The sequence below is a fragment of the Pseudoclavibacter chungangensis genome, assembly GCF_013410545.1.
Taxonomy (GTDB): Bacteria; Actinomycetota; Actinomycetes; order Actinomycetales; family Microbacteriaceae; genus Pseudoclavibacter; species Pseudoclavibacter chungangensis.
In genome coordinates this window covers 1,383,006-1,404,581 of record NZ_JACCFV010000001.1, presented here as the reverse complement: position 1 = coordinate 1,404,581, position 21,576 = coordinate 1,383,006, and the positions used below count along the sequence as shown (strand labels likewise).

The following is a 21,576-nucleotide window of genomic DNA, read 5'->3' as shown; positions in this document are numbered from 1 at the left end:
GAGGTGGTGTATCGGTGTTCGTGTGATCCTTCGTGTTTCGGGGTTATGCGGTGAGGGCTGTCAGGTCGGGTTCGGTCACCTTCTCGATGTCGGGTTTGCCGACGCGTCGGGCTGCGGCGAGAGCGTCGAGGCCGAGGTAGCGGCGTTGCTCGGCCCATTCGTCGTGTTGCTCTGCGAGGACGGCGCCGACGAGTCGGATGATGCTGTCTCGGTTGGGGAAGATCCCCACGACGTCGGTGCGGCGGCGGATCTCGCGGTTGAGTCGTTCGTTCGGGTTGTTGGACCAGATCTGTCGCCAGACGCTCTTCGGGAACGCGGTGAACGCGAGGATCTCCTCGCGTGCGGCCTCGAGGTGCTCGAACGAGCGCGGGAGCTTGTGCCCGAGGGCGTCCAGGACGCGGTCGAACTGGGCGTGCACCGCGTCGGCGTCGGGTTGGTCGAACACTGTTCCGAGGAGGGTCTTCACCCATGGCCAGGAACTGCGCGGTGTGACGGCCATGAGGTTCTGGGCGTAGTGGGTGCGGCAGCGCTGCCAGGAGCCGCCGACGGTCGCGCCGATCGCGGTGACCAGTCCCGCGTGCGTGTCGGATGTGACGAGCTTCACGCCGGAAAGGCCGCGTGCGACGAGGTCGCGCCAGAACGTGAGCCACCCGGCGCTGTCCTCTGTGGAGTTGACCTGTAGGCCCAGGATCTCGCGGTAACCGTCCGCGTTCACGCCGGTCGCGACCAGCACCGCGACCTTCACGACTCGTCCGTCTTCACGGACCTTCATGGTGAGCGCGTCCGCGGCGACGAACGAGTACGGGCCGGCGTCGAGGGGTCGGGTGCGGAACGCGGCGACCTGCTCGTCGAGATCTTTCGCCATCTCCGACACCTGCGACTTGCTGAGCCCGGTGATCCCGTGGGTCTTGACCAGGTCGTCCATCCGCCGCGTCGAGACGCCGAGGAGGTAGCTCGTCGCGACCACGGTCGTCAGCGCGGCCTCCGCGCGGCGGCGCCGCTCCAGCAGCCACTCCGGGAAGTACGTCCCGGAGCGGAGCTTGGGGATCTTGAGGTCGATCGTGCCAGTGCGAGTGTCGAACGCGCGCGAGCGGTAACCGTTACGACGGTTCACCCTGTCGACGCTGATCGTGCCGTAGGCGGCGCCGCAGACCTGGTCGGCGTCCGCGGACAACAACAAATTGATGAAGGTGCCCATCATCTCTCGCAGCAGGTCCGGAGACGCTTGCGCCAGGTGGTCTTCGAGGAAACGGGCAGGGTCGATATCGTGGGGTGCGACGGTCATCGTCGGGGTCCTTTCGAGACGGATGTGAAGAGTTCTCTCGAAGGATCACGCGGTGACCGTCGCTATGTCCGCAGCGACACGGCCACCCGATCCATACACCACGCTATTGGACGCAACCCGTGCGGGCCGATCGTTCCACTTTTCGTTCCACGGAATGTTGCAACGACGATCGATCTTGACCCCCGTCTGTCTCCACGCGCCGGACGCGTGATCGGTGTCGGCTCACCTCGATCCCGCTTCGATCTCACCGTGCGGGAGCGCGAGCTCTGTCGCATGCTGCTCGGAGACCTCAGCCTCCGACAGATCGCTGCCGAACTGGGACGGACTGAGAACACACTGAAGACGCACAGACGTCATCTCTACGGAAAACTCGGCGTCTCCACACGCGACGAACTCAGAGCCCTCGCCGTTCGCGAACCCTCGCTCTGGGACGGGTTCCGACCGTCACGAGCACGTCAAGTCCCCGAGAACACACACGCGGAACAGGATTCCGGATGGTCGGCGTCCGACTGACCCCGACCATCCGGATCGCCGACGCCCTCGACAACGCACGCATCCCCGCCCCGAATTCCGTGCCCGGGGCCGTCCGGGTCGGAGCCGATCGCGGTGCCCTGCCGGACAGCGGTGCACGGCGACGGCTCGATCAACGAGCCGCGCCCGATCAGCTCCAGTTCTTGTGCGGCGACGTCTTGCCGACACCGGCGTTGAAGACGTTGAGCGGGTCGAGCTCCTTGTAGTGCTCCACGAGCGAGGGCGGCGCGTCGTAGAGGCGGCCGTAGTTGTGCTCGGCGGGGATCGCGGCGCCACGGTCCTCGAGCAGTTTCGTCATCTGCTTCTTCAGTTCGAGCGTGTCGACGCCCTTCTTCGCGACGTGGTTCTGGTGGAGCACGTGGCAGAAGAAGTGTCCGTAGTAGGCGCTCACCTCGAGCTGGTCGGCGATCTCGGGCGGCAGGACCTCGAGCCAGTCGTCGTCGTCCCGCCGGATGGCGACGTCGAAGGTGATCATCCCGCCGACACGCTCGCGGTAGAGGTTGAAGTATCGCGCGATCGCGCTGGCCGCGCCGAAGCGCTGCAGCATCGCGCTCTGCGCCTCGTTGTCGTTGCACACGAGGAAGGCGCCGCCGCGTCCCGGCTCGGCGAAGAACGCGGTGAGAAACGCCTCGGTCTCCGCCTTCTGGTCCTCCCCGACCTCGACGATCAGGTGGTGCTCGAAGCGATCGCGGTAGTCGAGCAGCCGCTTCGGGAGCTGCTGGGGAAGCAGCCCGAACGCCTTCTGTGCGATCGTGTCGGCGAACGTCTGGCCGAAGAACGGCAGCTTCGCGAACACGCCGTTCGCCCAGGTCTTGAGCGCGAACATGCGTCGGAGCTGGCGGCTTCCCGCGTACTTCAGCCCGACGAAGGTGTCCTTACCGTACTTCTCGGCGAGGTCGAACGTGGACCGGTCGAAGTACTCGCCCGAGATGGGCAGCTGCCGGTCCGCGCCGAGCACCGCGCGCCGCAGGTCCTCGAGCTCCGAGGGATCGTTCGTGCCGATGTAGAACGTCGTGGTGTGGCGATCCTTCGGGAACGTCCGCGTCCGCACGGCGAACACCATGAGCTTGCCCGCGCATCCGGATGCCTCGAAGAGGAACTTCGGGTCGGCGTTGAAACGCGCCGGCGTGCCGACGATCTCACGCACGTGCTCGGCGTAGTCGGTCTCGGCGGAGTCGGCCGGCGGCGGCGTGACGTCGGCGGCCGTCCAGTCGCCGCGCTGCAGCCGGTCGAGCACCGTCGCGGGATCGTCGCCGAGCTCGATGCCCAGGTGGTTGACGAGCTCGACCTTGTTCTGCTCGTTCACGCGGGCGTAGATCGCGTGCTCGGTGAACGCCGGGCCCTTGCGCACCTGGCTGCCACCGGAGTTGTTCGCGATCCCGCCGATCACCGAGGCACCGATCGAGGTCGAGCCGATCACCGAGTGCGGTTCGCGCCCGTGCGGAGCGAGTGCGTCCTCGAGCTCGAAGAGCTTGGACCCGGCCAGGCACACCGCCTCGCGCGCATCGTTGATGAGGTGGATGTCGTCGATGCGCATCGTCGAGATGATCACGACATCGCGGTCGTAGTCCTGGTCACCCGGACCGGACCCGCCGGTCAGGCCCGTGTTCGCGGACTGCGGGATGACGATGAGGTTCTTGTCGACGCAGACCTGCAGGACACGCCACATGTCGACGAGGCTGCCCGGGCGGAGCACGGCGAGGACCTTCCCCGAACCGAATCGGCTTCCGCTCGCGTACGGGGCCGTTCTCCGAGACGAGGTCAGGACGTGTGCCTTCCCCAGGATGTCGACGAACGCGTTCAGGGCGTCCTTCGAGCCTCGGAATCCCTCATCATGCATCTTCGATCAGCTGCCTTCCCTGGTGGTCGCGGCGGCGCCAGGCGCATCCGTCGCACCACCGCCTGACACTCGCTTCGTCTTCGTCGTGCAGGATTCACCCTATTCCCACCGCGTCATTCCCACTGCGTCGGACGGGCCGCCCGGGACGGCCGGACGTCGGCGACGAGTGACCTGTGCCGTCACATCGGGGCGTCCGATGGCCTCACGCGGTGGCGGCGAGCAGGCGGACATCGGTGATCGTGTCCTCCGTCCTTCACGGCGACTCGGGACCGATACTCGTCACGGGGGCCGCGGGGGTCGCGGCGTGGGGTGGTCGTGGCGTGGGGGTGGTCGAGTGTGCCTGCATCCGAGGGGTCGGCCTCGCGGCTCCGGCGACCGGTCGGAATGTCCGTGGGTGGTGATGGGGTGTCGGTATGAACGACCACACGCGCAACGGCACCACAGCCCCGGCCCCGACGCCTCCCCGCGTCCGACGGGCGCGGGTGACGGGCGCCGGTGACGGGCGCCGTCGCGCTGGAGGTCGTGGGTCAAGCTGTCAGCGTTCGAGGGTTTCCGCCGTCACTGGTCGCGTGCTCGTTCAAGCGCCCGCTCCTGGGCCGAGTCGGATTGTCCGTGGGTGGTGACGGGGTGTGGGTATGAACGAACACGAACACGACGGCACCGCCGCCGCACCGGTTCCGGACGCGACCCCGCGTCCGACGGTCGGTAGCGGTGGCGGTGGCGGTGGCGGTGGCGGTGGCGGTGGCGGTGGCGTGAGCCTTCGCGCGGTAGGTGGTCGAACGCGCCACCATTCGCGGGTTTGCCCGAACCCCGTTCCCGATTTCGCTCCGGGGCCGGGTCGGATTGCCCCTGGGTGGTGATGGGGTGTGGGTATGAACGATCACGAGCCCGACGGCACCGCTGCCGCACTGGACCCGGACGCCAGCGCGTGTCCCGCTGCCGGTGGTCTCGTGCCCCGCATCGCGATCTCGGGGTCGCGCCTACCGGATTCGGAGGCATCATCCGTCCGTGCCGCTCGACGGATCGCAATATCCGTGGGTGGTGATGGGGTGTGGGTATGAACGATCACGAGCCCGACGGCACCGCCGCCGTACCGGCCCCGGACGCCAGCGCGTGTCCCGCTGCCGGTGGTCTCGTGCCCCGCATCGTGATCTCGGGGTCGCGCCTACCGGGTTCCGAGGCATCATCCGCCCGTGTCCCTCGACGGATCGCAATGTCCGAGGGCGGTGATGGGGTGTGGGTATGAACGATCACGAGCCCGACGGCACTGCCGTACCGGCCCCGGACGCCACCGCGCGTCCGACGGTCGGCGGTGACGCGCGCCCGTCGGCCGGTGGTGACGCGTGTCCTCGGCCGCGTGGTCAGGCGACGGTCGCGCCGCACGTTGCGTTCATGATGCACCTGCAACACCTCGACGGCATCGGCGCCCACGACGAAGCCTTCGACCTGGCGCTCGACGCGATCCGCGCCGAAGACAAACTCATCGCGAAAGCCGAGGCCCGCCGCGCGGAACTGCTCGCGTTCATCCACGAAGCGACCCTCGCTTCGGCTCGGGAGGAGTTTCCTGGGAGTGATGATGCGGTGGTGACGGCGATGCGTGAACGCACCGCCCAGCTCGCGCTCGCGACCAGCCGGCCCGAGCCGGTCGTGTCCCGGGAACTCGGCGAGAGCCTCATGCTGCGCGACGCGTTCCCCGCCACGGAAGGAATGCTCCGCGATGGGCACCTCTCCCTCGCGCACGTGCGCGTGATCCTCGCTGAAGGACGACGCCTCCCCGACGACGACGCCCGCAAAGCGTACGAGCGGGCCGTGGTCGACGGGGCCTCGCGGGAGACGCCCGCCAGGTTGCGGGCTCGCGCGCGGCGGGCAGCGCAGACGCTCATGCGGGAGAGTCTCGACGAGCGCCACAAGATCGCGCGCGAGCAGCGCGGGGTGCGGGTCGTGCACGAGGACGACGGCATGAGCCGACTCGAAGCACTCGTCCCCACCCTCCTCGGCGCGGCAATGCTCGACCGGCTCACCGAACAGGCCAAAGCGCTCGCGGGTCCGGATGAGCCCCGGACGCATGATCAGATCCGCGCCGACCTGCTGTGCGAACTCGTCCTCACCAGCGACCCCGCAGAGGGGTGCGGGTCACCGCACGGCGCGGCCGGCGGCATCAACGCCAGGGTCGCGATCACCGTGCCCGTGCTCTCACTCCTCGATGGCGGCGACGACCCCGCGCTGCTCGACGGGGTGGTGCCGGTTCCGGTGGAGCAGGCGCGGGAACTCGCGGCGCGTGCGCCGTCGTTCCTGCGGGTGCTGACCGATCCGATCACGGGCGTCGCTCGCGAGAGCGACACGCGCTTCCCGACGGCGGCGCAGCGCGAGTTCCTGCGCGTGCGGGACGGGCACTGCCGCTTCCCGGGCTGCACCCGCCCGGCACGGCGGTGCGATATCGACCACACCATCGCGGTCACCGACGGCGGCACGTCCTCGCTCGGGAACATGGCGCACCTGTGCCGCCGACACCACACCTTCAAGCACGCCACCCGGTGGCGAGTCGAACAACGCGAACCGGGACGGTTGGTCTGGTTCTCACCGGGCGGCGATCGCTACTCCGACCGGCCCAACCCCGTCGGGCCCAGGTTCAGACCCTCATGGGCCTACCACGACGACGGACACGACCACCCACCAGGCCGAGGCGACCATCCACCAGACGGAGACGACCGCCCGGTATCACCGACGGGGCTCGTTCGCGCACTCGACACCTCCGAACACTCGATCGCACCGACCATTCGACCGGTCACCGAACGGCCACGCACGAGCATGGAAGCGGAGTTCGAGTTCGACCCCGAGCTCGAGACTTCTCCCTGCCCGGAATCCGTGGACGCGCTTCCGAGCGCGCAGCGCCGACGCGGCGCCCACAGGCCACGGCGGAGTCGGGCGAGAACTGATGCCGAAGCCGACGGCGGGAACGATCCACCACCCTGCTGATCGCGGCACGACGACCACCGGGAACAGCGACGCTGGCCGGCACGAGCGGCACGATCACCAAGTAGACCCGCACACACCGAACCCAGCGGCACGATCACCAAACACAGCGGCGCGCGCGAGGTCGCGCGAGGTCGCGCGAGGTCGGTTGGCTCACACCCGATGCTGTCCTCCCGCGCGTCGATGACGGCACGCCCGCGCCACACGCGGGCGAGACCTGACCCTGCGCTCGATGCGCCCGATGCGCCCGATGCGCTCGATGCGCCCGCAGCCGACGTCGTCGACCCCGCGGATCATCCCCGGCCGCGTCGTCCACCACGTCCCCGCGTCGTCCACCACGTCCCCGACCGGCCTGCCACGATGTTCACGTGACCTCGCCCCAGAGCCCCTCGAACGACCCCGCGCAGCCCCCTCCCCCATCTCGACGGTCGCCGCGTCCCCGTCTGGGGGCTGCCCGTCGCCGTCGTCGCCTGGTTCGGACTCTGGGCCTTGCCCCCCGGGCTCCTGACCGACGGCATCGGTCACCTCATCAGCTCAGACCTCGGCGCCGCCGTCCGCGTCGAAACGGTTGTCGCGGCGCTCCTTGCGATCGTGCTCGTCGCGCTCCACCGCCGCTACAACCGGACGCTGTTCGCGAGATCGAGATGGATGTGGGCGTACGTGCTTCCCGCCCTCCTCGCGGTCGCGCTCCCGTTCCACTACGGACTCGTCCTGCCCCTCCCTCTCTACATCGGGTGGATGGCGGTCTCTGTGTTCTGGCAGGACTACCTGACGTTCGGACTCCTGCAGAGTTACCTCGCGGAACGGCTCGGTCGATGGCCCGTCGTCGTCACCACCGCGATCGTGTTCTGGCTCGGACACGCCCTGTTCATCCCGGATCGCTTCGCCCCCGCGAACCTTCTTCCCAGCCTCGCGATCCTCGCGCTCGGTCTGGTACAGGCGACGCTCCGCGACCGACTCTCGACCCTGCACCTGATCCTGGCCCTGCACCTCGCGTTCTATTACGCGTTCGCGTGAGTCACCCACGCCAAGCGGTCGCCGCCGTGTCGGAGGCCGCAGCTTCGCCGCGCGACGCACACGGATGCCCGACTCGGCGACCCGCCCGATGGCACGAACACGAACTCGCACACGAACGCTCGACGGCACGTCCGCGCGGGAACCACGTCGACCACGGATCGCACACGGCTATCAGGTGCGCGGAACGATGTTCGTGATGTCGACCTCACCGTCGTGGGCGAGCCACGCCAACCACGCCACGCGGGTTCATCGCCCCCGCCTGCGCGACGGCCGATGGGTCACTCCCCCGCGCGGCGAGCGCATCGAGGCGGCCGGCCCGATCGCGAGCGGAGACCTCGTCCGTTCCCGCGGCGGTCGCGGCCCAGGCCGCGTCCTCACGCAATCGCCGCATCGTGACGCGCGACCCGGTCGAGTCCCTGCCGGCCGCCGATGCCACCGGACGCCGACGCACGATGTCCGCGCGAATCGCGATCCCCGACACGAGCGGCACCGCCACGCCGGTCGTCGTGAGCGACGGTCCGAGGGCACCGGGCGTGTAACCGCGGTCATCGTTCGCGCCGACGAGCAGACGGTGGACGAGAATCGCTGCGCAGAACACGCCGACGAGCACGGACACGGTCTCACCGATCCGCGCGCTCTCCCGGTCCGGCGGTCGCAGCACGAGCGCGAGCAGGAGCGCGAGGAGCGCGATCGCACCTGCGACTAGGGCGACCGTCGGCACGAGACCGGGCTCCAGGAGCGCATACTTCCGACCCGCCGGACCGTGCATCGCGGCCGAGACCAGGAGCGTCATCAGCCCGACGCCCGGGAACGCGCCCCATATCGCGCCACGCCACGCCCGCCCCGTGCGCCCACCCGCACGCCGCGCATCGACGGCACCGCACGCTCCGAGTCGCCGGCGACGTGTATGCAGGACCGACGGTGCCGAAACAGCGGTGCACCGGCCTCCGGCCCGTTCCGCAGTACCGCGAGGGCCTCTCGTGCGATCGCGCGCACATCCGCGTCATCTCCGATCAGCCGGACGACGCTCGTCACGCGCGCCGGCCCGATACGTCGAACGGCCATGACGGTGTCGTCATCACGACATCGACACACTTGCTCACGGCCCCGGCGGAACCGTGTCACGGCAGGTCCCGGCCGAAGGCCGGCGACCGCGGGACCCGGGCGCGGCATCAGACCGCGATCACGACCTTCCCCGCGACCGAACGGCTCGCGGCGGCGTCGAACGCGTCGACCCCCTGGTCGATCGGGAACTCGTGCGTCACGACGAGCTCCAGCTCGGGCGTCGCGGCCAGGAGCGCGATCGCGTCATCGAGTTCCAGCTCGAACCGCTGCGAACCGCGAAGCGTGATCTCCCGACTCACGAGCGCCGCCATGGGCAACGACAGGTCACCCGCGGGAAGCATCCCCAACTGCACGATCGTTCCACCGCGTCGGACGAGGCCGAGGGCCGATGCAAGGGCCACGGGCGCCCCCGATGCCTCGACGACCACATCGAACGACTCCTCCTCGAGCACCGCGTCGCCCCCGAGACGCACGGTCCGTGTCGCGCCGACACCGCGGGCGATCCGCAACGGTTCCTCCGCGAGATCGGTCACCACGATCGTGCCCGCGCCGCCGGCCCGCAACGCCGCGACGCTCAGGCAGCCGATCGGACCAGCACCCGACACGAGCACCGTTCTGCCGAGCACATCACCGGCCTGCGCGACACCGTGGATCGCGACGGCGAGCGGCTCCGCGAGGACGGCCCGCCGCAACGGGAGTCCCGCGGGCAGGAGACGGATCTGGTCGGCATCGACCGCCACGTACTCGGCGAACCCGCCATCCGTGTGCGGGTCCGTCGAGGCGCTCCCCAGATAGCTCCCGCCCGGCGCGAGGTGCAGCCCCAGCGCCTTCGTCGCACCGGGCTTCGGTGTGGGCCGCGCGGGATGGAGGGCGACCGCGGCCCCGACGTCGTACGGTGCCCCGACGCCCGCGCCCACCGCCGTGATCGTCCCGACGATCTCGTGGCCCAGAACGAGGGGCCGCCGCAGGTCGTAGATGCCGTTGCGCCCGTGCTGGTAGTAGTGCAGGTCGCTGCCGCAGATGCCGCCGAACGCGACACGAACGAGGACCGCGCCGGCCTCGACGTCGGGAACGGGAACGTCCTCGACCCGAAGATCACCCGCCCCGTGAGCGACGACCGCTCGCATCGTCACGACGCGACCTCCTCGATCGTCAGTGCGGCAGGGAGACTCGGCGTGGCCTGCTGCGTGTTGCCGAGCGACTGCAGTCGAGTGGCGACGACCGTCAGTTCGGCGATGTTCGTGCGCGGCGGCAACGCGATCGCCGTGTGCACCGCCTCCGCGATGTCGTCGGGATGGATCGCCCAGTCGCGCACCTCCCGGGGCGGCGGTGAGGGACGCTTGTCGAGGATCGGGGTGTCGACGATGCCGGGGAGGATCGTACAGAACCGGACCCCGTTCCCGTGCTCGTCGCGCGAGGCCCCACGCGCGAGCCCGAGCAGAGCGGACTTCGAGGCCCCATAGGCGGCGCCACTGTGATCGGGCCACGCCGCTGCCACGCTCGAGATGATCACGACGTCGCCCGCTGCCGCACGCAACTGCGGCAGCGTGGCGCTGAGGACCGCGAACACCCCGGTCACGTTGGTCGCCATGATCTCGCCGAAGCTCTCGTCGGTGAGTTCGGCGAACCGGCGCGCGGGGACGTTGGTTCCGGCGGCGCACACGAGGGTGTCGATCGGGTCAGTGACGGCGAGCTCGGCCGCGAGGGCGCGCACGCGGGCGGTGTCGGCCACGTCGAGGGCGTGCGGAACGAACCTGCCCTCACGCACGGCCGCCGGGTCGAGTCGTTCGAGCGCGTCCGCCCGCCGCGAGATGCCGTGCACGCGGACTCCCGACTCGAGGAGACGGTGCACGATTCCGGCGCCGATGCCGGTGCTCGCGCCCGTTACCAGCGCGACGCGATCGGCGATGTCTTGCAATGCCATACCCAACACTCCGTTGTTGTTCTGCTTCGGGCGGACCCACGAAATCGGCGCTAGGTGTTTCACGTCGACACATGTACATTACCAACATGCAGACATGATGTCCACATAGTGATAATAACTGGACATCGGCACGACGAGAGAAGGAAGTCAATGACGACTGCACGCACCGAGGCCCCACACGTGGCCGACGTCGACAAGCGACTCCAGCGCAAGTCGCTGCTCGCGATGAGCGTCGGGAACACCCTCGAGTGGTACGACTGGACCGTCTACACCGTCGCATCGGTGTACATAGCCGCCGCCCTGTTCGAGTCCGGTGATCCGCTGTCCGCGCTCTTGCAGACCCTCGCGGTCTTCGCGATCGGGTTCCTCGCCCGCCCGCTCGGAGGCATCGTCTTCGGACGCATAGCCGACCGGCGCGGACGGCGCGCGGTGCTGATCACGACTATGCTGCTCATGGCCGCAGGGAGCGTCGTGATCGGCCTGACGCCGTCGTTCGAGGCGATCGGTCCGCTCGCTTCGCTGCTGCTGCTCGTCGCCCGCCTCATCCAGGGGTTCGCGCACGGTGGCGAATCGACGACGTCATACGCATACATCGCCGAGATCGCGCCGCCGCGCCGGCGGGGCCTGTGGTCGAGCGCCGTGTTCGTCGCCGTCGGGACGGGCTCGCTCATCGCCACGGGATTCCTGGCCGCGCTCACGGCGGCGCTCGATACGGACGCGATGAACGAGTGGGGCTGGCGCGTCCCGTTCCTCATCGGTGGCGCCCTCGCGGTCGTCGCCCTCTTCCTCCGGCGCGGCATGGTCGAGTCGGCCGACCACGCCACGACGGACGACCCCGAGGCCTCGACGGTCACGCAGGCGACATGGAGTTCCCGCAAGATCGTCGTCGAGGGGATCCGACTCTTCTTCGTCGAGGCGGGCGCCACCGTCACGTACTACACGTGGGTCACGTCGGCGGCCGTCTACGCGATCGGCATCGTGGGCATGCACCCGGCCGATGCCTTCATGATGAGCGCGATCGCGCAGGTGGTCTACGTCCTGGCGCTGCCGCTACTCGGCCACCTCTCCGACATCTTCGGTCGCCGCGCGCTCGTCCTCGTGTCGCTCGTCGGTATCGCCGTGACGGTCTTCCCCCTGTGGGGCCTCATCACGACCGAGCCATGGACGCTGCTCGTCGCCCAGGGCATCGGACTCCTGCTCGTCGGATGTATCACGGGATCGAAACCGGCCGCGATCTCCGAGCAGATCCCCAATCGCTACCGAACTCGCGTGTTCGGGGTCTCGATCTCGCTCGGCGTGGCACTGTTCGGTGGGACGGCCTCGTACCTGAGCACGTGGCTCTACGGCATCGGCCTCGGGTGGGTGTTCAACGTCTACGTCATCGTCCTCGCACTCGTCGCGTCGGCGATCGTGCTGACCTGGCGGCGGAACACCGGGGTGCCGCTCTCGGAGGTGGTCTGAGTGGCGGCGCTCGGCGGGAACGCGCTCGGTACGGCTGTTCTCACACAGCGAGCCGTCGCTCGCGTGGCCACGGGGGCACGACGGATCGAGGTGGTCGAGCGGCCCGTCCCCGCGGTCACCGGGACCGACGTCCTGCTGGACGTCCGATTGTGCGGACTCTGCGGCTCGGACGCGCACATTTGGCGCGGTGACGACGGATACGACTGGGTGACGACCGGCCGCGTCCTCGGCCACGAGATCGTCGGGGTCATCGCCCGGACAGGACCCGACGTCCCCGCCGAGTGGGCCGTCGGGGACCGCGTCGTCCCGATCGCGCAAACCGGCTGCGGCGCCTGCGACGCCTGCGCACGGGACTACGCGAACGGTTGCGCGCACAAGCGCACCCTCGGCCTGTCGAGGGACGGTGGCGCCGCCGCATCCGTCGTCGTCGCGGCCGACGCCCTCGTTCGTGTGCCCGACCGGCTCCCCGATGTGACCGCCGTCCTCACCGAACCGGCCTCGATCGCAGCGCGGGCCGTCACCCGAGGTCGCGTCGGGCCGGGTGACACGGTCGTCGTGACGGGCCCGGGAACCGTCGGCATCCTCGCCGCTCTCGCGGCACGCGACGCGGGTGCCGACGTCGTGCTCGTCGGCACGCCCGCCGACGTCCGCGACCGGTCCGCCCCCACCGGGGCGCTCGGACTCCCCCTGCGCGATGCCGTCCCCCCGGGGTTCGTGCCGTCCGTGTGGATCGAGGCGGCCGGCGCCGCCGCCGCGCTCGGCGACGCCGCGAACGCGCTCCCGGTCCAGGGACGTCTCGTCGTCGTCGCGCTCTACGGTGCCCCACCCTCGATCCGGATGAACGATCTCGTCCGGAAGGAGATCGAGGTCGTCACCAGTTACAGCTCGTTCCGCGCCGACTACGAACGCGCCATCGAGAGCCTCGTCCGGCACCCGGATCTCGGCGCCGAGCTCGTCCGCGGCTTCGGATTCTCCGAGTTCGCGGATGAGTTCGACGCGATCGGCTCGGGCACCACGGTGAAGGCCGCACTCGAACCGTCCCCCTGATTACAGCGGCTGGCTGCAGCGGCTGATTGCAGCGGCGTATGTCCTCGCATACTGTGCAACGACTGATGTCCACAGAGTGAGAGGAACCTATGTCGCGTCGATCCGAGGTGACGTCCGGGCTGCATGTCCTCGACAAGGCGCAGGCGCTCGTCCGAGCCCTCGCCACAGGAGAAGAAGGAAAGACCGCCGCGATGCTCGCCTCGGAGATCAACGAACCGATCAGCTCGGTGTACCGACTGCTCTCGAGCCTCACCGCACTCCGCTGGGTGGAGCGGGGCGAGCTCCGGGGCGAGTACCGCCTCGGTACGCGGTTCATCTGGCTCGGCGACCGTTTCGAAGCGCAGCTCGAACTGCGCTCCGTCGCGCTGCCGAGTCTCCGCACGCTCAACGACGTCACCGCACAGACGGCCTTCCTCTGCATCCGAACCGAGAACCGGGCGACGTGCATCGAGCGCGTCGACGGGCAGGACGTCCAGATCCAACGGCTGCGCCTCGGCGGCTCGCTGCCGCTCGACGACGGTGCGACCCCGCGCGTGCTGCTCGCCTTCGCCGATCCCGACGTCGTCGCCGCGTTCGTCGAGGCGAGCGGGCGCGGCGGCGCGGATCGCGCGCACCTCCTGGCGCAGCTCGCCGAGATCCGCGAGCGCGGCCACGTCGTCGCCGACGACGGCATGGGAACCGGCATCCGTTCGGTCGGGGCGCCCGTATTCGATCACCGCGGGGCGATCGTCGCCGCGATCTCCGTCAGCGGACTCCGCGCGCGCGGCATCGTCGACGACGACCGCACGGTCGCCCTCGTCGTGCAGGAGGCGGACCGTGTGAGTGCGCTCCTCGGACACACCCGCGGCTCGCGGGACCTCACGACCTCGGGAGTGTGATCGTGGCATCCTCATCCATCAAGGTCCTCGACAACGTGGACGAACTGCTCGGATTCCTCGGCGCGCACGGTCCTCGAACCGTTCCGGACATCGCACGATCCGTGAGCGTTCCCCGCTCGAGCGTCTACCGTCTCGTCGACGCCGCCGAGCACGTCGGACTCGTGCGAACTGGCGACGACGGACGGGTCGGACTCGCCATCGAGATGCTGAGTCTCGCTGCGACGGCCGCCCGACAGAACCCACTCGTGGTCGCGGCCGCACCGATCCTCCGGGAGTTGCGCGATTTGCTCGGCCAGAGCGTCTACCTCTGCGTCCGACGCGGCGACGAGATCGTGTGCCTGCTGCTGTTCCAGGGCCTCAGCATCGGCCTCATGGAGCTGTTGCCCGGCGGCACCCTCCCTCCGTACGCCGGTGCCACCGCACGGGTGATCGTCGCCAACGACCCCGAGCTGCTCGCCTCACCCGCGGCCGTGCCCTCACGACGACTCACCGCCGCCACGATGGGCACGCACGACGAGCTCCGGGCCGATGTGCATCTCGTCAGGGAACGGGGATACGCCCTCTCCGACGGCGATGTCACCCCGGGGGTCGCGGCGCTCGGCGTCCACGTGCGCGACGACACGGGGGCCCTCCTCGGCGCGATCTCCGTCGCCGGCGTGCGCGACGAGATCATGGGCGCGTTCGACCGCTCGCTCGAGGCCCTGCGAACGGCGAGCGAACGGATCTCCGCCGCATATCGACCGTGAAACCGAAACCGAAACCGTCCGCGACCTCGCGGACGGGCACAGAGCGAAGGAGCATCACCATGCGCGTCATGACGGAAACCCCGCCGGTCGTGGTCGTCACCGGGGCCGCCCAGGGCATCGGTCTCGCAACCGCTCGGCTGCTGGCGGAGCGGGGCGTGCGCGTGGGCGTCCTCGATCTGCCCCGGGCTCGAGCCCGCGACGCGGCGGCGCAGCTCGACGCGACGTCACCCGTGAGTGGTGGTCACGAGTTCGCCGACGTCGACGTCTGCGACGAGGACGCCGTCGAGTCGGCATTCGCCTCCCTCGCCGACCGGCACGGCGTGCTCGCCGGTCTCGTCAACGGTGCCGGAATCCTCGTCAAGTCGCCCGCGGAACGAGTCGACCTCGGCGAGTGGCGTCGACAGCTCGATGTGCACCTGACGGGTGCCATGCTCTGCAGCAGGGCGGCATATCCCGCGCTCGTCGCCGGCAGCGGGGCGATCGTGAACATCGCCTCCGTGGGCTCGACGTTCGGCCTGCCGGGACGGCTCGCGTATGCGACCGCGAAGGCCGGTGTCCTCGGCCTGACCCGAACGCTCGCGACCGAGTGGGGCCCGCGCGGCGTCCGGGTCAACGCGGTGGCCCCGGGCTACATCGCGACGGAGATGGTGCGAGCGGGCCTGCGCACCGGAGCGCTCGACGAGTCCGTGCTCGTCGGGCGGACCCCCCTGCGTCGACTCGGCGAGCCGGAGGAGATCGCCTCGGTGATCGCCTTCCTGCTCTCGACGGACGCGAGTTTCGTGAACGGCGCCGTCCTCGATGCCGATGGGGGCATCACGGTCGACGGCAGCTTCAATGCCGTGGACGATCAGGTGTCCGCGTCGACGTCCACGCTCGCACGCACCTGAGGGTGGAGGAGTACTCGTGAGCGGACGTCCCGCCGTGGGCGAACCGGTGCCGGCGGCCGGTGCCGTCGTGTTCGACGAGACGGGACGGCTGCTGCTCGTCCGACGCGGCCGCGAGCCCGAACGGGGGCGCTGGTCCGTACCGGGTGGCAAGGTCGAACCCGGTGAGACGTTCGCGCAGGCGGCGGCGCGGGAGACGCTCGAGGAGACCGGGCTGCTCGTCGACATCGGCCGCGAGCTCTCGGTCGCGACGGTCCCCGTCGGTGACGGGCGGGTGTTCGAGATCCACGACTTCCTCGCCACCTCGATCGGCGGCACGCTCCTCGCGGGTGACGACGCGGACGACGTGCGCTGGGTCCCCGTCGATGACGTCCGTTCGCTGCCGCTCACGAGTGCGCTCGCCGAGCACCTCGAACGCGCGGGACTCATCCCTCCCACGCCGGGCGGCTCCGCGGCGGGGCGCGACTGACCGCACTCGTCCGGCTCGTCTCAGGCCGACACCGAGCCCGGGGCATCCGCATCGCGCAGCTCGATCCGGCGCATCGTTCGAGGCTCACCGTCGATGTCCTCCTCGGTCTCGACGAGCACGAACGTCCGCTCGAACTCGTCGGCGTCACCGAACTGCTCGAACCTCGACCCGTCCTCGTGCACGAAGCCACCGACGACGGACACGCCACGACCCACGAGCTCCTCGAGTACGCCGCGCGACGCGTCCCCCGCCGTCTCGAAACGCACGACGATGTCGGTCCCACGGTCGAGGAGCACCTCCGTGCGCACCCCCTCCCACATGGTTGCCCAGTTGCGGGTTCGCCACTCGAACCAATCCGCGGCACCGGAGGCGGCCACGCGACGATCGAACTCCTGCCGCGTGATGACCTCGGCGTGCGGCACGGGGTCGAGCGCGAGCTCCTCGAGCTCGGCGTCGGCCGCGCGCTGCCGTTCGAGCTCCCCCTCGCGGGCGGACTCGGTCTCGACGACCGTGAGTGGGTGGTGCTGTCGTCGAGGTCGCTCGGCATCGGCCGGAGGACGCTGAAATCGAACTCCCGCCGCGTCTCGTCGATGGCGGAACGGGGCCGCACGCCCGGCGTGTCGGTCCCGGTGTACCGGACACGTGTCGGTCGCGGTGCGCTGAGCACGTGTCGGGCGCGGCGAGCCGCCGCGTAGCGGGACGACGAGCCGGCCGGTCTCGATCTCGAGGACCCGACGGGGTGCCGCTCCCGGGCGCCCGGCCCCGCGCCGGGCCCGATGAGCCGAGCGCGGACCGCAAGCGGGGCGTGACGTCGCTCCGGACGCCATGAGGTACGGGAGGCGAGCGCCCACGACGTCAGTTGCGCAGGATGATGCCCGCGTTGAGCGAGGCCGCCAGGCACAGCCACGCCAGGTACGGGACCTGCAGCACCGCCGCGACGACGGACACACTGCGGGCAGCGAACGCGAGCACGACGACGTTCACGATGAGCAGCACCATGATCGCCATCCCGCCCCACCACGCCGCGACACCGACGAGCGGATAGTCCGCGAAGAAGACGGGCGACCACAGCGCGTTCAGGACGAGCGCGCTCACGAACAGCGTGAGCTGCCGTCGCATCGCCGATGGACGTCCCGGCCCCGCGAATCCGCGTCGCCACAACAGGTACCCCGTCAGCGCGATCGACAGATAGAGCACCGTCCAGACGGGCGCGAACAGCCAGTTCGGTGGACTCCACGGCACCTTCTCGACCGACGCGTACCACCCGTCCGTGTTCGGGGCATTGCTCAGTGCGCCGACAGCCGCGACGGCGGTGACCGTGACGACCAGCAGGAGCGCGACCGCGACCCGGCGTCCGGCCGACGGCGTCGCCCCACTGGCCGGGCCCGGCGTCGAAACGCTGCGTGCCCTCCGGTCGGCGCTCACCGTCGTGCTCCGACTTCGGTGACCACGCCGCACGCACCGGTCGTCGTCGCGACGTCCGGCGTGCCCCGGCGCCGGGAGTGGCCCTCGCACCGGCCCCGGTATCGGCCCCGCGCCATCAGTCGGATCCCCACGGATTCCTCGCCCCCGATGCGTCACGGACGCCGCCGAGCTCGGGCACTTCACCCACCGCGGTCGCCCACTCGTGATCCCCCGGTTGCAACCGCATGGGATCCGCCGATGCCGCGGCCGCCGGCCCCACCGACGGACCGAGGCTCCGGGCGAACGCGTCCTCGACGGAGACCGTCCGATACGTATCGGCGACCAGTTCACCGATCCAGCGTCGCTCGCTCGCGACCATGTCCTCGCGAAGGCTTTCCATGAGCCCCGTGACGGTGGGCGAGGGCACGTCGGCCAGCCACGACGCGACGGTCGCGACGAGGCCCTGGGGAAGCAGGGGCACGTCGATCTGCGACCTCGGGGTCCCGGCGGCCCTCGTGTACCGCTCGATGAGCTCCGGGTACGGCATTCGCTCACCGCCGCCGATGTCGAAGTGATCGGTACCGCTGCGGGCCTCGAGCGCGCCGGCCACCACGGCCACGAGATCGACGACGGCGATCGGCTCGACCTCGTGATCCATCCAATCGGGCACGATCGTCACCGGCAGTCGCTGTGCGAGCTGCGCCATGAGCTCGAAACTCGTCGACCCGGCGCCGAGCACCATTGCCGCGCGGAGCGTGATCACCGTCGCCGACGCCGACGACAGCAGGCGCTCGACCTCGAGGCGCGACGTGAGGTGCTCCGACAGCTCGCCCTCATCGATCGGCGGGATGATCCCCGAGACGTAGACGATCCGCGGCACCCGGTGCGCGTCCACGGCCTCCCGGACCGTCGTCGCCGCCGTCCGGTCGGTCCGGCGGAAATCGGTGCCGCCCATCCCGTGTACGAGGTAGACGAGCGCATCGACGCCGCGGGCGAGGGCCGCATCGACGGATGCCGCGTCGAGCACGTCGAGCTCGACCCGATCGACACGATCACCCCACGCGAATCGATCGAGGGTTGTGGGCTCCCTCGCGCCGGCGGTCACCTCGTGGCCCGCCGCGACGAGCGCGGGGACGGTCCGGCTGCCGATGTAGCCGGTCGCCCCGATCACGAGCACGCGCATGTCGACTCCCGTCGTCGCCGGTGCGCTGGAAGTCGAAGACCACCGGCGTCGGACGCACCGATCCTCGCACCCCCTGCCGGGTGCCGGTCTCAGGGAGTGCTAGGTGACGGCGACAGCGCGGCTCGAGGATCGATCGTGCGCGTGCGCGATACTTGCCATCATGACCGCGCCCGCGACCACCCGCGATGTGGGTGCTTGGACGACCGTCCTGCTCGCGCTCCTCGCGGCCGGTCCGATTCTCGTGCTGTCGTTCGGTGCGGCCGACGACGGTGGCGTCGCGGTCTCCGCGTGGGCGCTCCTGCTCGGCGCCGTCTGGTTCACGGGTGGCGGCATCGTCCTCGCGATCCGTCGGCAGGTCGACCGGGACGACAGCCCGCCACGACCCGCTCGACACCGCGTCCTGACGTCGCTGCTCGCGGGGGCCGCACTCGCGACCGCATCGCTCGTCGGCGGCCTCGTCCTGTCCTCGTGGCCCGCGACGGCACCGCTCGTGGCTGCTCCGCTCGCCGCGGCGGCCTCGCAACCCGTCGCCCTGCTGCTCGCCGTGGCGTTCGTGACGGGTGCGGCGGAGGAGGTCTTCTTCCGCCTCGCGTTCCCGACGCTGTTGCGCGGCTGGTGGCGCTGGATCGTGCCGACCGTGCTCTACGCGATCGTGACGCTGTGCTCGGGCACTCCCGCACTCGCGCTCATGGCGGCCGTCCTCGGTGTCGTCGCGATGTGGACGCTGGATCGGACGCGCTGGTGGCCGGCGCCGATCATCGTGCACGCCGTGTGGACCGTGGCGATGATCGGCATCTTCCCCGTCCTCGTCGGGCGGTGAGCGATCGCGGCCGCCGAGCTGCCGCTACCAGCCGAAAGCGAAGTGCCCGAGGATCGAGACGCCCAGCACGAAGAGCGCGAGGCATGCACACGCGAACTCGATGAGCATGCCGATGCCGAGCGCCTTCGTCGTGGTCCACGACGTCGACAGCGCTTCGCGCCAGTCCCGGAGCCGGATGTACTCGCACACGACGAGGCCCGCGAGGAATCCGATCGGAAGCCCGAGCGCCGGCAGGACGAACATGCCGACGATGCCCGTCACGGCGCCGACGACGATGGGCCAGTTCGGGATCTCGCGGGCGTCGAGGCCGCGCTTCGCGAGGATCCATCCCGAGAACATTCCGGTACCGGTGAGCAGGAGGCCGATCCCGACCGCGAGCCACGCCCAGCCGCTCCCCCAGATTCCCCAGACGATGAGCCCGGCCATGATCGTGATCGAGCCGGGGAGCACCGGGACGATGATCCCCACGATCCCGACGAGGGCGAGAACGACGGCGACGATCGCGGCGATGGCATCGGGGGTCATGCCCACGATCGTATCGATCGACCGCCACCGATCCCGACGCGGCGACCCCGGGCGCGTGGCCCGTGGACGCCGAGACGGGCCGCGGGAACGGTTACCCGTTCCGCGCGGCCCGAACGCCGAAGCGGACCGCGGGAACGGTACTCCGTTCCACGCGGCCCGCTCCGGGTCACGCCGGCCCCGGCTAGCGGGCCAGCGCGTAGCCGGTCTCTCCGTGCACGACCACGTCGATACCGGCCGCTTCGTCCTCGTGCGTGATCCGGAAGCCGATCGTCTTCTGGATCGCCCACGCCACGAGGAAACTGACGACGAACGAGTACACGAGCACCGAGAGCGATGCGATCACCTGCACGACGAGCTGGCGAGCGTCGCCGCCCGTGAACAGGCCCGTGTCGAAGGCGAAGAAGCCCGGGAAGATCGAGCCGAGGAGACCACCGACGAGGTGGAGTCCCACGACGTCGAGCGAGTCGTCGTAGCCGAGCTTGTACTTGAGGTCCACCGCGAGGCAGCAGAGGATACCGGCGAGCAGGCCGAGCAGGAGCGACCAGCCGGGCGTGAGCACGGCACACGCCGGCGTGATCGCGACGAGACCCGCGACGGCACCGGAGGCGGCACCGATCGCGGTCGGCTTGCCGTTGCGGATCTTCTCGACCGCGATCCATCCGAGGATGGCGGCGGCGGGCGCGGCGATCGTGTTCACGAAGATGAGGCCGGGGATGCCCTCGATGAGGTTGCCGTTCCCCTCGGCGCCGGCGTTGAAGCCGAACCAGCCGAACCACAGGAGCGCGGTGCCGAGCATGACGAGCGGCACGTTGTGCGGCTTCAGCATCTCCTTGCCCTTGTCCGCGAAGCCGACGCGGCGGCCGAGGACGATGGCGAGCGCGAGTGCGGCAGCACCGGCGTTGATGTGGACCGCGGTTCCACCCGCGTAGTCGATGACCTCGACGCCGTCGAAGCCGAGTGCGGTGCCGAGCTGCATGATCCAGCCGCCACCCCAGACCCATGCGGCGACGGGGAAGTACACGAAGGTCGCGAAGATGCCCGCGAAGAGGAGCCAGGAACCGAACTTGGCACGGTCGGCGATGGCACCCGAGATGAGCGCCGTCGTGATGATCGCGAAGGTGGCTCCGTATGCGGCGCCCGCGAGACTCTCGTTGTCGCTCGTGAGGTCGGTCATCGCGAAGTCGGCGAACGGGTTGCCCGCGAACTGGAAGAAGCTGTCGCCGGAGACGGACGACATGCTGTAGCCGTAGAGGATCCAGAGCACGGCGATGAGGCCGAGCGCCCCGAAGCTGAGCATCATCATCGAGATGACGCTCTTCTCCTTCACCATGCCGCCGTAGAAGAAGGCGAGCCCGGGGGTCATCAGCAGCACGAGAGCCGCACTGATGAGGAGCCAGGCCATTCCACCGGTGTCCATAGGAATCTCACTTCCGCACCCCGCGGTGACCCAGGGAACGGGTCGGCGTCGTGACGCGGGATACCTGGGAAGAGTCTGGGCGCGGTTCGTATCGGCTGAGCGGCGGG

The 21,576-nt window shown here is 69.9% G+C and carries 21 protein-coding genes; 11 read left to right on the top strand and 10 right to left on the bottom strand.

The features are described 5' to 3' along the window. Positions 1–43 precede the first annotated feature (43 nt). On the bottom strand, positions 44–1,285 hold the full coding sequence (locus HNR16_RS06300) for an IS256 family transposase (protein WP_158042221.1): 1,242 nt from the start codon (positions 1,283–1,285) through the stop codon (positions 44–46). On the opposite strand from HNR16_RS06300, the gene HNR16_RS18990 reads away from it, so the two are divergent. Then, on the top strand, positions 1,235–1,798 hold the full coding sequence (locus tag HNR16_RS18990; RefSeq protein WP_420850443.1) for a helix-turn-helix domain-containing protein: 564 nt from the start codon (positions 1,235–1,237) through the stop codon (positions 1,796–1,798). The genes HNR16_RS06300 and HNR16_RS18990 overlap by 51 nt on opposite strands. 148 nt (positions 1,799–1,946) lie before the next feature. On the opposite strand, the gene dld is transcribed toward HNR16_RS18990, so the two are convergent. Then, entirely contained in the window at positions 1,947–3,656 is a 1,710-nt protein-coding gene (dld, locus tag HNR16_RS06290; protein ID WP_158040981.1) for a D-lactate dehydrogenase, read from the bottom strand. Positions 3,657–4,898: 1,242 nt separating this feature from the next. Here dld and HNR16_RS06285 point away from each other — a divergent pair. Together HNR16_RS06285 and HNR16_RS06280 are read left to right on the top strand one after the other, a co-directional pair. Continuing rightward, positions 4,899–6,632 (top strand): HNH endonuclease signature motif containing protein, encoded by a 1,734-nt coding sequence (locus tag HNR16_RS06285; protein WP_158040979.1) that lies wholly within the window; start codon positions 4,899–4,901, stop codon positions 6,630–6,632. Positions 6,633–7,118: 486 nt separating this feature from the next. Beyond that, positions 7,119–7,646: a hypothetical protein gene (locus HNR16_RS06280; protein ID WP_158040978.1), complete on the top strand. Its 528-nt coding sequence runs from the start codon at positions 7,119–7,121 to the stop codon at positions 7,644–7,646. Between the two features lie 205 nt (positions 7,647–7,851). Here HNR16_RS06280 and HNR16_RS06275 read toward each other — a convergent pair whose 3' ends face one another. The 3 genes from HNR16_RS06275 to HNR16_RS06265 all read right to left on the bottom strand — a co-directional run bounded on the left by HNR16_RS06275 (position 7,852) and on the right by HNR16_RS06265 (position 10,635). Beyond that, positions 7,852–8,439 (bottom strand): hypothetical protein, encoded by a 588-nt coding sequence (locus tag HNR16_RS06275; RefSeq protein ID WP_158040977.1) that lies wholly within the window; start codon positions 8,437–8,439, stop codon positions 7,852–7,854. A 379-nt stretch (positions 8,440–8,818) separates the two neighbouring features. Beyond that, on the bottom strand, positions 8,819–9,838 hold the full coding sequence (locus HNR16_RS06270) for an L-idonate 5-dehydrogenase (RefSeq protein WP_158040995.1): 1,020 nt from the start codon (positions 9,836–9,838) through the stop codon (positions 8,819–8,821). A gap of 2 nt (positions 9,839–9,840) precedes the next feature. Then, the gene (locus HNR16_RS06265) at positions 9,841–10,635 is read right to left on the bottom strand and encodes an SDR family oxidoreductase (RefSeq protein ID WP_158040976.1); all 795 of its coding nucleotides are present in this window, start codon (positions 10,633–10,635) and stop codon (positions 9,841–9,843) included. 150 nt (positions 10,636–10,785) lie between these two features. Between HNR16_RS06265 and HNR16_RS06260 the strand changes: the two genes are divergently transcribed. The 6 genes from HNR16_RS06260 to HNR16_RS06235 all read left to right on the top strand — a co-directional run bounded on the left by HNR16_RS06260 (position 10,786) and on the right by HNR16_RS06235 (position 16,120). After that, the gene (locus tag HNR16_RS06260; protein ID WP_158040975.1) at positions 10,786–12,096 is read left to right on the top strand and encodes an MFS transporter; all 1,311 of its coding nucleotides are present in this window, start codon (positions 10,786–10,788) and stop codon (positions 12,094–12,096) included. 63 nt (positions 12,097–12,159) lie between these two features. Continuing rightward, positions 12,160–13,143, top strand: a complete 984-nt coding sequence (locus tag HNR16_RS06255) for an alcohol dehydrogenase catalytic domain-containing protein (protein WP_158040974.1) — start codon at positions 12,160–12,162, stop codon at positions 13,141–13,143. 89 nt (positions 13,144–13,232) lie between these two features. After that, entirely contained in the window at positions 13,233–14,021 is a 789-nt protein-coding gene (locus HNR16_RS06250; protein ID WP_158040973.1) for an IclR family transcriptional regulator, read from the top strand. 2 nt (positions 14,022–14,023) lie between these two features. Next, positions 14,024–14,767 carry an IclR family transcriptional regulator gene (locus tag HNR16_RS06245; RefSeq protein WP_179558135.1) on the top strand — a complete coding sequence of 248 codons (744 nt, stop codon included), beginning with the start codon at positions 14,024–14,026 and terminating at the stop codon, positions 14,765–14,767. Between the two features lie 68 nt (positions 14,768–14,835). Beyond that, positions 14,836–15,654: an SDR family NAD(P)-dependent oxidoreductase gene (locus tag HNR16_RS06240; RefSeq protein WP_158040972.1), complete on the top strand. Its 819-nt coding sequence runs from the start codon at positions 14,836–14,838 to the stop codon at positions 15,652–15,654. Positions 15,655–15,670: 16 nt separating this feature from the next. After that, the gene (locus HNR16_RS06235) at positions 15,671–16,120 is read left to right on the top strand and encodes an NUDIX hydrolase (protein WP_225737898.1); all 450 of its coding nucleotides are present in this window, start codon (positions 15,671–15,673) and stop codon (positions 16,118–16,120) included. A gap of 20 nt (positions 16,121–16,140) precedes the next feature. Here the strand turns inward: HNR16_RS06235 and HNR16_RS06230 are convergent, their stop codons facing one another. Beyond that, positions 16,141–16,542: a hypothetical protein gene (locus HNR16_RS06230; protein WP_158040970.1), complete on the bottom strand. Its 402-nt coding sequence runs from the start codon at positions 16,540–16,542 to the stop codon at positions 16,141–16,143. On the opposite strand from HNR16_RS06230, the gene HNR16_RS06225 reads away from it, so the two are divergent. Next, on the top strand, positions 16,534–16,815 hold the full coding sequence (locus HNR16_RS06225; RefSeq protein ID WP_158040969.1) for a hypothetical protein: 282 nt from the start codon (positions 16,534–16,536) through the stop codon (positions 16,813–16,815). The genes HNR16_RS06230 and HNR16_RS06225 overlap by 9 nt on opposite strands. Positions 16,816–16,975: 160 nt before the next feature. On the opposite strand, the gene HNR16_RS06220 is transcribed toward HNR16_RS06225, so the two are convergent. Both HNR16_RS06220 and HNR16_RS06215 read right to left on the bottom strand, forming a co-directional pair. Then, positions 16,976–17,545, bottom strand: a complete 570-nt coding sequence (locus tag HNR16_RS06220; protein WP_158040968.1) for a TspO/MBR family protein — start codon at positions 17,543–17,545, stop codon at positions 16,976–16,978. A 115-nt stretch (positions 17,546–17,660) separates the two neighbouring features. Further along, the gene (locus HNR16_RS06215) at positions 17,661–18,707 is read right to left on the bottom strand and encodes an NAD(P)H-binding protein (RefSeq protein ID WP_158040967.1); all 1,047 of its coding nucleotides are present in this window, start codon (positions 18,705–18,707) and stop codon (positions 17,661–17,663) included. 160 nt (positions 18,708–18,867) lie between these two features. On the opposite strand from HNR16_RS06215, the gene HNR16_RS06210 reads away from it, so the two are divergent. Next, on the top strand, positions 18,868–19,527 hold the full coding sequence (locus tag HNR16_RS06210; RefSeq protein ID WP_158040966.1) for a CPBP family intramembrane glutamic endopeptidase: 660 nt from the start codon (positions 18,868–18,870) through the stop codon (positions 19,525–19,527). A 24-nt stretch (positions 19,528–19,551) separates the two neighbouring features. On the opposite strand, the gene HNR16_RS06205 is transcribed toward HNR16_RS06210, so the two are convergent. Continuing rightward, the gene (locus HNR16_RS06205; RefSeq protein ID WP_158040965.1) at positions 19,552–20,052 is read right to left on the bottom strand and encodes a DUF456 domain-containing protein; all 501 of its coding nucleotides are present in this window, start codon (positions 20,050–20,052) and stop codon (positions 19,552–19,554) included. A 181-nt stretch (positions 20,053–20,233) separates the two neighbouring features. Next, the gene (locus HNR16_RS06200) at positions 20,234–21,469 is read right to left on the bottom strand and encodes an ammonium transporter (protein ID WP_158040964.1); all 1,236 of its coding nucleotides are present in this window, start codon (positions 21,467–21,469) and stop codon (positions 20,234–20,236) included. Positions 21,470–21,576: the final 107 nt, after the last annotated feature.

Excerpts from the sequence above, each read along its gene's own strand:
- HNR16_RS06285 (WP_158040979.1), top strand. The coding sequence starts at position 4,899 with ATGAACGATCACGAGCCCGACGGCACTGCCGTACCGGCCCCGGACGCC.
- HNR16_RS06240 (WP_158040972.1), top strand. The coding sequence starts at position 14,836 with ATGACGGAAACCCCGCCGGTCGTGGTCGTCACCGGGGCCGCCCAGGGC.
- dld (WP_158040981.1), bottom strand. The coding sequence starts at position 3,656 with ATGCATGATGAGGGATTCCGAGGCTCGAAGGACGCCCTGAACGCGTTC.
- HNR16_RS06270 (WP_158040995.1), bottom strand. The coding sequence starts at position 9,838 with ATGCGAGCGGTCGTCGCTCACGGGGCGGGTGATCTTCGGGTCGAGGAC.
- HNR16_RS06200 (WP_158040964.1), bottom strand. The coding sequence starts at position 21,469 with ATGGACACCGGTGGAATGGCCTGGCTCCTCATCAGTGCGGCTCTCGTG.
- HNR16_RS06260 (WP_158040975.1), top strand. The coding sequence starts at position 10,786 with ATGACGACTGCACGCACCGAGGCCCCACACGTGGCCGACGTCGACAAG.
- HNR16_RS06205 (WP_158040965.1), bottom strand. The coding sequence starts at position 20,052 with ATGACCCCCGATGCCATCGCCGCGATCGTCGCCGTCGTTCTCGCCCTC.
- HNR16_RS06250 (WP_158040973.1), top strand. The coding sequence starts at position 13,233 with ATGTCGCGTCGATCCGAGGTGACGTCCGGGCTGCATGTCCTCGACAAG.
- HNR16_RS06265 (WP_158040976.1), bottom strand. The coding sequence starts at position 10,635 with ATGGCATTGCAAGACATCGCCGATCGCGTCGCGCTGGTAACGGGCGCG.
- HNR16_RS06210 (WP_158040966.1), top strand. The coding sequence starts at position 18,868 with ATGACCGCGCCCGCGACCACCCGCGATGTGGGTGCTTGGACGACCGTC.
- HNR16_RS06275 (WP_158040977.1), bottom strand. The coding sequence starts at position 8,439 with ATGACGCTCCTGGTCTCGGCCGCGATGCACGGTCCGGCGGGTCGGAAG.
- HNR16_RS06300 (WP_158042221.1), bottom strand. The coding sequence starts at position 1,285 with ATGACCGTCGCACCCCACGATATCGACCCTGCCCGTTTCCTCGAAGAC.
- HNR16_RS06215 (WP_158040967.1), bottom strand. The coding sequence starts at position 18,707 with ATGCGCGTGCTCGTGATCGGGGCGACCGGCTACATCGGCAGCCGGACC.